Source organism: Streptomyces sp. NPDC107562 (assembly GCF_055657325.1).
This window is the reverse complement of record NZ_JBVKBE010000030.1, coordinates 1-12,798: the sequence shown is the minus strand read 5'-3', so window position 1 is coordinate 12,798 and position 12,798 is coordinate 1. Positions and strand designations below refer to the sequence as shown.

The 12,798-nt window shown below is 64.2% G+C and carries 10 protein-coding genes and 3 pseudogenes; 3 read left to right on the top strand and 10 right to left on the bottom strand.

Features of this window, described 5'->3' with window-relative positions; translation table 11 throughout:
* Nucleotides 1-95 precede the first annotated feature (95 nt).
* A pseudogene (locus tag ACZ7LV_RS38775) lies at nt 96-652 on the top strand (IS3 family transposase); the annotation flags it as partial.
* A gap of 57 nt (nt 653-709) precedes the next feature.
* On the opposite strand, the gene ACZ7LV_RS38770 reads toward ACZ7LV_RS38775, so the two are convergent.
* The 5 genes from ACZ7LV_RS38770 to ACZ7LV_RS38750 form a co-directional block, all read right to left on the bottom strand.
* Nucleotides 710-2,116, bottom strand: a complete 1,407-nt coding sequence (locus ACZ7LV_RS38770) for an MFS transporter (RefSeq protein ID WP_471946058.1) — start codon at nt 2,114-2,116, stop codon at nt 710-712.
* 1,180 nt (nt 2,117-3,296) lie between these two features.
* The gene (locus ACZ7LV_RS38765; protein ID WP_471946059.1) at nt 3,297-3,641 is read right to left on the bottom strand and encodes a hypothetical protein; all 345 of its coding nucleotides are present in this window, start codon (nt 3,639-3,641) and stop codon (nt 3,297-3,299) included.
* The gene (locus ACZ7LV_RS38760; RefSeq protein WP_471946057.1) at nt 3,581-4,060 is read right to left on the bottom strand and encodes an AMP-binding enzyme; all 480 of its coding nucleotides are present in this window, start codon (nt 4,058-4,060) and stop codon (nt 3,581-3,583) included. Before ACZ7LV_RS38760 ends, ACZ7LV_RS38765 begins: the two co-directional genes overlap by 61 nt.
* 711 nt (nt 4,061-4,771) lie before the next feature.
* Entirely contained in the window at nt 4,772-5,116 is a 345-nt protein-coding gene (locus ACZ7LV_RS38755) for a winged helix-turn-helix transcriptional regulator (RefSeq protein WP_471946056.1), read from the bottom strand.
* Nucleotides 5,117-5,410: 294 nt separating this feature from the next.
* The gene (locus tag ACZ7LV_RS38750; RefSeq protein WP_471946055.1) at nt 5,411-5,644 is read right to left on the bottom strand and encodes a hypothetical protein; all 234 of its coding nucleotides are present in this window, start codon (nt 5,642-5,644) and stop codon (nt 5,411-5,413) included.
* A 232-nt stretch (nt 5,645-5,876) separates the two neighbouring features.
* Between ACZ7LV_RS38750 and ACZ7LV_RS38745 the strand changes: the two are divergent.
* Nucleotides 5,877-7,145 (top strand): annotated as a pseudogene (locus ACZ7LV_RS38745) (MFS transporter).
* A 1,020-nt stretch (nt 7,146-8,165) separates the two neighbouring features.
* On the opposite strand, the gene ACZ7LV_RS38740 reads toward ACZ7LV_RS38745, so the two are convergent.
* Nucleotides 8,166-8,297, bottom strand: coding sequence for a hypothetical protein (locus tag ACZ7LV_RS38740; RefSeq protein ID WP_471946054.1), 132 nt, complete (start codon nt 8,295-8,297; stop codon nt 8,166-8,168).
* Between the two features lie 398 nt (nt 8,298-8,695).
* Here ACZ7LV_RS38740 and ACZ7LV_RS38735 point away from each other — a divergent pair.
* Nucleotides 8,696-8,965 (top strand): annotated as a pseudogene (locus ACZ7LV_RS38735) (helix-turn-helix domain-containing protein); the annotation flags it as partial.
* A 396-nt stretch (nt 8,966-9,361) separates the two neighbouring features.
* Here ACZ7LV_RS38735 and ACZ7LV_RS38730 read toward each other — a convergent pair.
* The 4 genes from ACZ7LV_RS38730 to ACZ7LV_RS38715 all read right to left on the bottom strand — a co-directional run.
* A complete protein-coding gene (locus ACZ7LV_RS38730) occupies nt 9,362-10,297 on the bottom strand; it encodes a hypothetical protein (RefSeq protein WP_471946053.1) in 936 nt (311 codons plus the stop codon).
* A 617-nt stretch (nt 10,298-10,914) separates the two neighbouring features.
* Nucleotides 10,915-11,733 carry an enoyl-CoA-hydratase DpgD gene (gene dpgD, locus ACZ7LV_RS38725; protein WP_471946052.1) on the bottom strand — a complete coding sequence of 273 codons (819 nt, stop codon included), beginning with the start codon at nt 11,731-11,733 and terminating at the stop codon, nt 10,915-10,917.
* Nucleotides 11,718-12,542 (bottom strand): class I SAM-dependent methyltransferase, encoded by an 825-nt coding sequence (locus tag ACZ7LV_RS38720; RefSeq protein ID WP_471946051.1) that lies wholly within the window; start codon nt 12,540-12,542, stop codon nt 11,718-11,720. The genes dpgD and ACZ7LV_RS38720 overlap by 16 nt, the downstream gene beginning before the upstream one ends.
* A gap of 11 nt (nt 12,543-12,553) precedes the next feature.
* Nucleotides 12,554-12,798: phosphopantetheine-binding protein (locus ACZ7LV_RS38715; RefSeq protein ID WP_471946050.1), on the bottom strand; the 245-nt coding region annotated here is incomplete at its 5' end.

Sequence of the window (12,798 nt, the reverse complement as noted above, 5' to 3'; positions counted from 1 at the left end):
GGTCTCTCTGGCGCAGACGGCACCAAGCCACAGCCCGACGCTGCCACTACCGAAGAAGGACCAGCTCAGGCAACGATTTCTCACTGGAGTACTAGAAGGCCGGCCCGTCGGTGCACGACGACCTCGTCCGCCGCGACTTCACCGCGGATAGCCCGAACCGCCTGTGGCTCGCCGATCACCGAGCTCGCCACCGGCGAAGGAAAGCTGTACCTCTGCGCGATCAAGGACGTCTTCAGTAAGAGGATCGTGGGCTGCTCCATCGACGCGCGGATGGACTCCCGTCTCGCTGTGACCGCCTTGAACAACGCCGTGGCACGGCGTCAGGACGTCGCTGGGTGCGTTCTGCACACCGATCGCGGATCGCAGTTCCGGTCACGGAAATTCATCCGGGCACTCGACGGCCACGGGGTGGCCGATTCGATAGGAAGGGTCGGGGCGGTAGGTGACGGCGCGGCCATGGAGTCCTTCTTCAGCCTGCTGCAGAAGAACGTCCTCGACCGCCGGAGCTGGTCGACCCGCCAGGAACTGCGCATCGCGATCGTGACCTGGATCGAGGACCTACCACCGACACCGCCGACAAGCCTCACTCGGCTGGCTGACTCCCGTCGAATTGGAGATCGTCATGACCACACCGGCCCTCCAGGCCGCGTAACCGAACCTGTCACCCAACCCTGCAGCAGACCACATCGGGCGGGCAGGCCGCCCTGTATCAGCGCACCCCAACCGACTCGAACCCCGGGCGGGGAATCATCACCGCCACGATCAGGGCGATGACACCTGCAAGACCCAGCGTCGCGAAGCCGTAGCTGTAGCCATTCTCGGTGGGCACGCCGCCGACGGACATGTTGGAGCCAAGGATTCCACTCATTACGGCCACGCCGACAGATCCTCCGATGGTGCGGACGTTGGCGTTCACCCCATTCGCCACACCTGTCTGGTCGGCGGGTACAGCTGAGACGATGACGATCGACATCGCGGAGAAGCCGATGCCCAGCGATATGCCCAGAAGCGCGAGAGCCAATGGAATCTGCCAGCGCTCTTCGTGCTCCATGACGAGCATGGCGATGGATGCGACATTCAGCAGTGAGGCCGCGGTGAGCGCATACCGTGACCCGAACATCCTGATCAACCTTGCCGCAGCGAGCCCGGAGAAGAACATCGTCACGGTCATGGGAAGAAGCATCAAGCCTGCCTCGGTCACACTGGCGCCAAACCCGTAGCCGGCCTCGGTAGGCGTCTGTACGAAGGTGGGAAGAAAGGCCATTACCGCGAACACGCCAATACCGAACAGCAAGGAGACGAGGTTGGTGGTCCACACTGCAGTGGTGCGCATCATGCGCATATCGATCAGGGGTTGGTCGGAGCGACTCTCCACGATGACCCACGCGATGACAAGTGCAACAGCAACGACAAGCGTCACGGTCACTGCGGCAGAAGTCCACCCCCACTGGGACGCCTGAGCTAGAGGTACAAGGAGGGCGATCAGCCAGCTTGCCATCAATGTGGTGGCGAGCCAGCTGATGGGGCTTGAGTTCCGGGAGGGCGACGGCGGGATCACGAGTCGGGAGGCCGCAGCGGCAACAGCAGTGAGGGCGGCAGGGATCCAGAACAGCGATCGGATGCCAAATGCGTCGGTAAGGGGGCCGGCCACCACGACGCCGACTCCACCGCCTACCGCGGCGAGCGACGCCGCCACACCGATGGCGCCCGGGGTCTTCTCCTTAGACAACTCGTCCCTGATGATTCCGAAGGTCAGGGGGAGCACACCGCCGCCGATCCCCTGGACGACTCGTCCGACGAGCATGAGTGAAATTCCCGGCGCCAGTGCCGAGATGGCCGAACCGACCGACAGGGCAATAAGCGAGACCATGAGAACGCGATCCTTGCCGTAACGGTCTCCCAGCCGACCGATCACGGGTGTGAAGACTGACGCCGAGAGCAGGAAAGAGGTCATGACCCACGCAGTTAGGTTCGGCGTAGTGCCGAGTTCCTGCTGCAGCGCGGGTAGGCCCGGGCTGATCACGGCTTGTAGGAGCGCGTAAGCGAAGACGGAGAGTAGGAGGACCGACAGAATGGTGCGTGAATGCGAGGAACGAGATGCCGGATGTTCGGGCATGGCCCCACCTAAGAACGGAACGAAATGAAGTGGGCACGGCCTGCGGGTGCGTGGCAGTGCCGGCCGGTGAAGTATCGGGCCAGGTCACGACGGCATCCTGATGCTCGGCGGCTGATTGCCACCGTGGCACACGACAGCAGTCGGGCCAGCTCCAGCCATTGGTGATCAGGTCATCAATGGGCAAGCGGTGTGCGGTCCATGGCCCCCACAGGGCGCAGCCCCTGGCTGCTGACGTTGCCGCGTGCAGAGCAGGCCAAATGCATCTCTGCAAAAGTGGCCGAGGGCATCAAAAGGTCGTTCACGAGGCGGTTGACTCCTACGGTTTCGACTAGCTCAAGTCGGTACGAGGGAGCCACTGCTCGGGTGGCTCTGGAGCACGGCTGGTCGGCGAGTCCACGGACTGAGTGGGTGACCGGAATTTCACCCACTCATCCGCGCACGGCTGTCGATGCAATGCCCGCCTGAGAACGGGTGCTGCAGCCAGAAGTAGTGGTGCAGACGAACATCCGCTGGAACATGACGCTCCAATGTTGCTGAAGCCGAAGACGGCCAAGGATGCACCTGCGGAAGCCGCTCAGGGACTCGGTCCAGTCCCGCGAACGTGCAGCAGCTGGGCCGTGGTCGGCATTCCCAAGGAGTGTCAAAGCGTTCAGGAACCCTGTTGATTTCCCAGCCGCTCATGCCTCGCGCGCTTTCGCGGGAACCGAGCGATCGTAAGACATGATCACAAGACTGTCTCTCAGACGCCGCGCGGCATTGGGGCCCGCCCAAGTTGGACTTTCGCGCAGCCAGTGGCACGACCTGCCTCGCGGCTAGCGCCGCCCCGATACGCATGGCGGGTCCTCACTGTCCAATCAGTCCTATTGGCCGCTCAATCATTGATGATGCTCAATGATTATCGAGGCTGGGCTTGACGTCAACGGTCTGTGTTCCCGTTCACACGCCGCCTAGAACGTGGCCGAGCTGACGGTGACCCCCTATCCCTCCCCCGTGCCGTTTTCGCCTGTCAACAGCAAGGATGCGGGGCGGGCCGGCTCCACGGCGCATCCGACGGCCCGTGGAACGCGATGCGGCGGAGGAACCCGTCAGCGAGAGCCCGGCGGAGGACATGACCGGTCGTACCGGCTCGCGTAGCGCCCGGAGTGCAGGTGCGCCGCTCGCTCTCGGCGGGACACCCGTGTCAGGAGGAGCCGCGCTCACCGGCGGGAATGGCTCCGCGGCTGTCGCTTCCACCGGAGTCGGCGGGCGATCGATGGAGAAGGGCGCCGGCCAGGCAGAGCAGTGCCGCCCCGGCGAGGAAGGGAGCCTGGGGGCCGACGCCGTGGTAGACCAGTCCCGCGAGCAGAGCCCCCAGGGCTCCCCCGCTCACGAAAGCCGTCTGGAAGGCCATGGTGACCCGGCCCAGCAGCTCCGTCGGAACCTGCGTCTGCCGAAACGACACCGCGGTCACACCCCACACCAGACTCACCGTGCCGTACCCGGCGATGACCAGCACCCCCACCAGGACCGACCGGGCCGCGCCCAAGGCCGAGAACGTCGGCGAACACCTCGCGGAGCAGGTACTCGTGGGAGGTTCCCGGCTGCCTGCTCGCGGGTGCGGTGCTGTGATCCGGGGCCGGCAGCGCAGCGCGGTCGAGCTTGCCGTTCACCGTCAACGGCAACCCGTCCACCATCTCGACGATCGCGGACCGGCACCATGTGCTCCGGCAAGACGGCTGTCAGGCCGGCACGGACTTCCGCGATATCCACACCATCGTCCGAACCGCTCACCGGGACGACGTATCCGGTGAGGCGCTTGTCGCCCGGCTGGTCCTCCCGGACCACCACCGCTGCCTGGCCCACCGAGGGGTGGGTGAGCAGTGCGGCCTCGATCTTTCTAGTGCTGATTGCTTGTGTTCTTCGTGAACTTGGCTCAGTGGGAGTACAACCACCTAAAGTGAACACGGGGGTACTCCCGGTCGGCCTCGGGATGATCTGCGGTGGTCAGTAGGCCCCTTCGCGTGCCCTCTGGTCGCGGTGTGACTGACACCGCACACCGTTCTGCGGCGCCGCGACAGTGTCATGGCGAGATGAACCTCAAGCTCCGGGGCCCTCGCGCTCGTCCCGAAGCGCGAACGCCCCGAGGACCTCAAGCACCTCAGGTGGCCGTTCGCTCACGACAGGCCCAACTCCCGCCAACTCGAGACAGTAAGCGATCATCTCGGCACGCAGGCACGTCTGCACGCGCGCCCGCAGGCATGCAGAGTGAGCACAGCGTGTGATCGCACAACAAGGTGGGGTCCGGGGCCTCGACCCGATCCCGGCCCAACTCGGTTGCGACCAGTGTTGCTCCGGTGTTTGTCGAGCGCCTCCTGTCAGTGTGACAGTGGCCGCGCGGTGCTGACCGTTGTCGACAGCCAGGGCATAGAAGGCATCGATGCCGCTGGCACCGATCACGAATGGCCTCCTCGGCCGTGATTTCAGCCGACCGTGACAGGTCGCGGACCTGTCACTTGGCCGTTGTAGAGCTCAGGTGGCTCGGATGAAGCGGGCACCTGACGCCTTCATCAGCGGCGCGTTGAGGCGTCCGAATGCGGCTACGCCTCCGGCACTACCTACAAGGAGGGGGACACAACGAAGGAGCTCCAAGGGGCGGCTCGGTGCGTCACCCCTACATCAAGTCGACCGGGTTCCTGTCCGCCGGGAGATCGAACGCTTCATGCTCCACCGTGCGAGAGGCATGAGGGCGTCGACCAGTTCTCTTCCCTCTTGCGTCAGGCGATATTGGATCTGCACGGGGGTAGTGGGTATGACGGTGCGTTCAATGAGGTCTTCGACTTCCAGCTCTTTTAGTCGCTGGGAGAGGAGGCGGTCGGAAATCCCCTTGATCATCTGACGGTACTCGCCGAAGCGGCGAGCGCCTTGGCCGGCGGCGTGCAAGATCGATCCTGTCCAGCGGCGCCCGGTGAGTTCGAGGGTTCCCTCAAAGGTAGGACAGGCGTCATATGAATCAGAAGTCACTTACGAAACGTTAGCACGGCGGTTCTCAAGAGCTGCGCCGCTCCGGATGGTGAGACACGCCTGGTCGAAAGCAAGGGTGAGGGCGAAGCTCCACCGTCTGGTTCTCGGCGGTGTGGCCCTGGGCTGGCGTCAGTGGAATCGCTGCTGCCCACGCGGCAGATTTTGAGGAACAGTGCTTCCCAAGCTCGACCGAGGGCTGATCGTCTGGTTCGTCCGGTCAGTCCCCCCATTACCTTCTTGATGGCCCTGCAATGGGGCGCCCGGCCTTCGGGTCCGGCATGACTGACCGCTCGATCAGTCCTCCGGCCGAAGCCGCTGACGAGCGGCCTCAAGCCGCTGGTCATAGTCAGGCGCGAACAGCTCGGGAAGCGTCTTGTCGAGTGTTCCGGCGATTCGATGGATCGGTGCCCAGACCGCTGGATCGTCGACAACGCGACTGAGGTCCGTCGTCTGGAGCTTCTCCAGCCAGTGCGACAGCACCAGTGCTTCGTCACTCGTGAGCTTAATCGTGACCTGGCTATCACTCATGACACCCCTACGGCTCGGCGCGCCTTGACCGCAAGAACCTACTGGCCTTGGACCTTGACCAAACACATAGAGGCCCCCGCAGCCTGGTACTGGCTTTCCCAGGCTCGAAGTCCCAGGAAAACCAGTGCCTGGATGCACGGGGCGGCACCGTACACCATGAGGCAGGTGCATCGCGTTTGCGCCCCAGCTGGTCCGAAGTCCCATCACTGGCGGTGCGGGAAAGGGCCTCTCCATGATTCCTAGCGCGGTCTCGCGTGTGCCACGCGACCGGCGCAGCCGACCCGTCCGAGGCGCCAAACGGATGCGTCGTCCATGGGAGTTCTGGACTGTGGCCGGCGTCGTCTTCGTGGTAATGGCCGCCAGCAGCGCGCCATCAGCCCTGTACGGCCTTTACCAGCAACGCTGGCACTTCGACACCATGACTACGACAGTCATCTACGCCTGCTATGCGGTCGGCGCTGTTGTCACCCTGCTGCTCGCGGGCAGCCTGTCGGAGCACATCGGATCCAAACGAACGATCATCGTCTCGCTGGCCGTCCTCTCGGGCTGCTTCTTGGCGTTCATGCTGGCGACGGGCGTCTGGGTGCTGGGACTGGCGCGGCTCGTCCAAGGTGTGGGTGTCGGACTGCTGACCAGCAGCGCCTGAACGGCCTTGGGAAGGCTCCACCACGACGAGGACCGCAAACGCGCTGCCGCTGTCAACAGCGCGGCCACATCCACAGGCATCGCTCTTGGTGCTGTCTGCTCGGGACTGGTGGTCGAACACGCGTCGGCACCCCTTCTTGTACCGTTCGTCGTCCTCGCTGTGCTGTCCTTGGCCGGGCTGCTCGCCGTCGCCGCCATCCCGGCCTGGGAGACACGTGCCGTACGACCGCTGCACACCTGGCGCCCGCAACCGATCCGGCCAGACAACGGTTCCGGAAGGGTGCTCCTGCGCACCGCGCCCATCGTCACGGCGAGCTGGGCCGTCGTCGGACTGTACCTGGCACTCGGAGTGGAGATGACCTCTGCGCTGCTGCACACGCAGGACCGCGCGCTGTCAGCACTGGTGATCCTGGTGCTCCAAGGCTGCGGAGGCCTGGCACCCATGCTCCTCGGCCGGATGAGCGACCGATCGGCCTCGGTGACGGGAAGCGCCTCCCTCGTGGCGGGCCTGGCAATGTCCGTGTGGGCCCACGGCAACGCCAACGCCAGCGTCTTCTTCGCCGGCGCAGCTGTCACCGGAGCTGGATTCGGCCTCTGTTTCATGGCATCCATGAGCACGGTGACCGCAGCCGCGCGAGAGATGAACGACAACGCCATACTCCCCGTCTTCTTCGCCATGGCCTACGTCGCGGTGAGCGTCCCGGTCGTTGCTCTGGGCGTCGCCTCGTCGTGGCTGAGCGTTCAGTCGGCCTACGCAGGATTCGGTATAGCTGTCGCGATCACCGCCGTGACCGCAGCGGTCTTCGCCTTGTGGCCGCCGCCGGCGGCCACAAGGCGCAATGCCGAGCGCTCGTAGATCCTCGTTGGCTGGTGCCAGTGCCGGTGCGGGCCGCCATAGGTCGCCGATTGTTCGCATCTTGTCCCGGCCAGCCCTGCCGACACGCGTGTGGGCCCAGGAACTTCGGTTCCGGGCACACTGGGACGTTGCCTACGGGACCGTGTTGTAAGCGCGGTTGATTGTCTGGGCCAGCGTGTTCCCGTCTCGGTCGGTGAGTTGTGCCCGAAGAGAAACAGTGCCGGGTCTTTCGGGGTGCAAGAGCAACAGATGGGTAGCGTTGACAGCCTTAGCAGCTGCCCATGAACGGCCGTCGTCGTACGACACTTCAAAGGCGAGCTTCTTCACGGTCTTGGCTGTGGCGGCACCCTCCACTGTGAAGGGCACCTCAAATGGCTCCCCTGCCTTCGCGGTAGCTGAGGACGACATCTCCGGCGAGAAGCGGACCACGGAGAGCGGTAGTCGGACCCTTTCATTGTCGGATGTGTGTTGTGACTGAAAGGTCCACTGAGCTCGCACTTGGGTACTCACCGGGTACAGGTGGGGATCTCTGGTGTCCTCGACGACCAGGTCGTAGGGGCCGGCCTGGGCGGGGGCTGCGTAGCTTACGGCCCCGTAGAAGCCAGCGGGCGTGCTGGTGAGTTCCTGTCCGTCGACGGACAACGTGGTCCTTGGTGCAGCTCCGAATCGGTATGCCAGATGCCCCTGCCCGTCGCTGAAGAGCGGAACCTCCACCTTGATCTCGTTGCCCCGGCGAGCAGCGCCAGCATTCCCCAGCTCGGTTCACTCTCACCGGGTGGCAGTGCCAGGCCGAAGACGCCGACGTTTGACTCCGTTGCCGAGGACGTACTCGATCGTGCGCCTCTCGCACCAACGCTGCGCAGAGCCTCGGTATCGGGAGACGATGAGCAAGGACCGGTGGCGATCAGCGGCAGGTCCGTACGAGCCCCGCCGCCATAGCCATCGGCAGCAGCTGCGTGACGTCGAACAACCGCCGGTCGAGCGAACCGCGAGCGACCGCCGGAAGCGCGTCCACAGGGATCACATGATGATGACCATCGATCTCGCAAACTGAGAAAGCGGCCTTGTCGCGCCCCTCGGCGCGCGCTGGATACCGGAGACCGAGCCATTCGCCGCCACGGTCACCGTGTCGCCGGTGATCAGTGTCACCATCCTGGACTCATCCCGGATGATGGCCTCAGACCGAGGCGGTATGCCGCTGGAAGACTTGCTGGAGTGGACGGTGGCCCAGGCCGATCCCTGCACTCCGGTCGACGCGAGTAACACGGCCATGGCGAAAGCACCCCACGGGTCTGCGGCTCGTGTTGGTCAGATGCGCATGTTCTGAGACTCCAAGGAGAAATCTGTCTGGTCACCGGCGGCCCGTTGGCTGGAGGATGCTTCGTTGATCAACAACATTGCACCAGTTGGTTGTTAGGTCCCTACGAGGTTCTTCAGTGAGCTTCTTCGAGTTGACCACCGATCAGGTGACGGACGAAGCGCAACGAGCGAGGCCCCCGAGCTGTTGATCGAGATGTCTGACGTCTCAACCACGCTGCTCGGGGGCCTCGTTGGTCATCTATCCTGCCGCACTCGACCTGTCTCATGCGCTCGTGGAGTGGGTGACCATGCTCGTCGTCACCCGTGAGGGCGACCGGCGCTGCAAGCTCCGCCCGTCTCAACGTGCGATGGTGGCACTGGTGTACCTGCGCGAACACACCACCCTCGCGAAGATCGCTGCCGGGTTCGGGATCAGCGAGTCCACCGCCCACGCCTACACCAGCGCGGTCATCCGCCTGCTCGCCGAACGTGCACCGGGTCTGCTGAAGGTCCTGAGTCAACGACGGGCAGCTGCGGACCCGTCCCGGCTCGTTTCGAACTTCCGGCACCGAAGCCAGCTGGCGTCCGTCGTCATGCGCCGCAACGTGGAGCACCCAAGACGTCAGGCTGCTGATCTCCAGGAGAGTGCAAGGCTTGGCGTGGCCACGCGACGAAGAGGAGCCGGGCTTCAACGCCCCGGGTAAGACGCGAAGCCCGGCTCACGCGAGTCCCGGCGCAGGGGGAGTGCGTCGGGACGCGGCTTGCGATGCTGCCGAGCCGACGGAGAGGGGTCGACTTCGATACTCACACCCGCCAGGGGACCCAGCCCGTGATCGTTGCCGCTTTGGCGAAGTTCCCAGGTGTACCCGCTATGCCTAGGACGGCAAGGGTCCGCCTTGAGCACGTCCTTGATGTTCTCAACGCTTCAGGTGAGCCATGAGGCCGCGCATGTCATCTATCAGAGCACTCTGATGGACGGATACGTTTCTGGTCGGGACATCACAGGGCTCCCACTCCCCTACTGCGGCTTCACCGCTGCAGTCGGCCGTCGCGGAGAGACTCATCGAGAGGACTGCACCACCGTCGAGGACCCTCAACTCCGTGTGACTGACGTCCGGCGTCATCAGGTACGCGCTGTCACCCAGGTCAGCCACGGACATCACCTCCTCGTCAGTGGCGACACCGAAACCAGTCACCCTTGTCTCCGCTTCGAACTCGTCGCGAGGATCGCCGGTCTTGTGGAGTCTGACGTTGACCACGACGACATAGAGGCGGATCGGCCCGTCTCCCTCACTCTTCGCACTTCTGAAGGGCCGTAGATGGATGACGCACTGGAGATGGTCGAACACTGGATGCTCCGACAGCCCAGAAGCCATGACACTGGTCGTATCCATCGCAGCGATCTCGGCCCCGAGCGAGACCAGTTGGAGTGTCCGACATCCTCTTTGACTGAGCTGGTAGCCGCGTGTATCCGGCTCCGGCTCACCGACTCCCAGGCGAAACATCGCCGTCGACCACACGAGCGATGCTGACAACGCGCCACCCAGGGCCCAGAGCCACCGATTCCGCAGCCTCGCGCGGTCGCCGGTGTCTGTACCGAAGTCCCCGACAACCTGGTACGCACCTGCGCCGGCGGGATCTCCCATCAACTCCGGCTCAGAAATCATGCACTTCTCTACTATTCGTCGTCGTGCGTCAAAGGTTTCACGCATGAAGAAGTTATCGACAGTCGTAGTCCGACCGAGGGCAGCTGTTTGTCCCGCCAGCAGCGTTGACCTCCGCAGCCGCATCAGCGGGGGCTTCGATGTCACGTCGGCTGGAGGCGACCGAACCGACACCACCCTCCTCGCCACGGGTGGAACCGCTCATTGGTGTCTCGTCCGCGGGTTCATCGACTGCCCGTCTCGCCCCCTCTCCGCCAGAGGGGCTGGCGCAGGTGAAAAGGAAAGGGGTAAGCAGAGTGGCGGCGACAGCAGCCGTGATCGCCGGGACTCTCTTGCGCACAACCTGTACTCTTCTCTGCTCTGCTCGCGCTTAGGGGATCTTGTGGGCCACCCTTTGGCGTCCGGGAACGCGAACGGGTATGCCTGCCTGGTACGGAGCCGGCTACCTGGGTTTGACGTAGATGTCCACGAGCCGACATCTCCGAGCCCGATCGGGTGCGAGGGCAGGTGCAGCCCGCACTCGGAGTATCTCGAGGAATCCCCACCGTCAGCAAAGTGTGGGTTAGCTGCTAATAGTCAGTAAGCTGCTGCGTCGCCGACCCAGGGCAGGTGCCATTGGGATCCGCAGGCGTCCGGCCGCAAAGGGGTCGCGACAGCCGGTGGATCGACAGGCGCGTTTGTCGTTGCCGCCCAACTCAACTTCGACGCGGATGTGTTGACTGCTCCTACGCACGGAGGATTCATTGGAGCGCCCAAGAGGCGGCGCTCCAATGACGGCTCGGGTCAGAACCAGATGCTCTGGGACATCAAGTTCCCTGCCACCTCGGCTCGCGTCCAGCGGCGAAGGCTCGAGCTCCCTCCTCGGAGTCCTGGCTGTTCATGCGCCGCTCCTCCCAGACATAGCGGGTGGCGAACGCCTGCTCCAACGGCATGGTCGCCGCGGTCGATGCGGCCTCCTTGACGGCCCGCAGGGAGAGAGGCGCACAGCGCAGCATGTCGTCGACCCAGCGACCGACGCAGTCGTCGAGCTCGCAACGCGGGACAACCTCATTGACCAGACCGAGCTCGTAAGCGCGAGCCGCGGACAAGGGACGACCAGTCATCAGATGGCCCATGGCTGTCTTGTACGGGATCTGCCGGGTCAGTCGGAAGACACCGCCTGCACCTGCCATGAGGCCGAGCCTCGCCTCAGGGAGCGCGAACTCCGCGTGATCGGCGGCGACGATGATGTCACAGGCGAGGGCGAGTTCGAATCCACCTCCCAGGGCATATCCGTTCACCTTGGCGACGATCGGCTTCGAGAGGCGGAACCGCTCTGTGAGGCGCGGGAATCCCGGCTTGCCGCGACTACCGATGGTGGAGGCGGTCGCGGAACCTTCCTCGATACGGCGTGCGAGTTCCTTGAGGTCCTGTCCGACGGAGAAGGCCCGTTCGCCGGCGCCGGACAGCACTCCGACCCAGAGATCGTCGTCTTTCTCGAAATCGTCCCAGACCTCGGCAAGTTCCTCGTGCATCCGCAGGTTCATGGCGTTGAGCACATCAGGTCGATTGAGCGTGATGTATGCCACGAGGTTCCGCTTCTCGTAGACGACCGTGCCCACCCGCTTTGTCACCGCTTCTTCCATACGGTCACGTGGGATTCGAAGTAGTCGTACTCACGCGGATTCTGGCGCAGCACTCCGCCATGGTCTTCCTCAAGGACGAGGTCGAATCCGGAGGAGAGAACGCGCTTGACGCCTTCTTCGCTCGAAGTGGCGTCCTTCGCCGAACCGAGCCACGCGTCGGGGTCGCTGAATTCCGGGTACCACGACCAGGGGCATGCGACCATCAAAAGGCCACCGGGACGCAGGACATCCGGGGTATCGAGGAACTGTTCCAGGGCCGCCGTCGGATCCGCCACCCGGTCGAGCACATTCGACATCAGGACGGCGTCGAACGGGCCGTCAAGTCGTCCCAGTTCACAGGCGTCGCCGACCTCGAATTCAACCAAGGCACGGCGTTCGGCAGCCGGCACCTCGACCTGGACGTCATGGGAAAAGGGCCCCTGCCCGATGATGCTGAAGGTCCCGCCACCGTGCCGGGTGAGCAGTTGGGCCATCTCGATCGAGCGCGGGCTGACGTCGATCCCCAGCACGCGCTCCTCAACCCACCCCCCCAGTGCGTGCGTGACTCCGCCGACGTTGCAGCCCACGTCGAGAGCGGTGCGCACGAGGGTGCCGGTGCGGTACGCGCAGAGTTCAAGCACACGGGCCAGACGCTTCGGGTAGTCGTGAAATCCCGCAAGCGGATGGTGCGGACGCTCGAACGCGTCCTCCAGCTTTCCATAGTGCATCAGCAGGTACTTGGAGAGGTCGCGCGAAGCCTCGTAGGGCGTGGTCGACGACTCGTCCTGAAACAGCTCGTCGCTCTTGAGGAGAATGGGCGGAACCGACATGTGCTTTTCCCTCACTTGTTGTTCGGCTTTGTACGGCGCCGGAGTTGGGGGCGGGAAGAGGGCGAGGCGGCAAGATATGGGGCGAGTTGGGCGGGGGTGGGGTTTTGGAAGATGGTTTGGAGGGTGATGGTGGTGTGGAGGGTGGTGTGGATGCGGTTGATGAGGCGGGTGGCGAGGAGGGAGTGGCCTCCGTGGTCGAAGAAGTTGTCGTCGATGGTGGTGTGGGGGGTGCCGAGGATTTCGGTGTAGAGGTGGC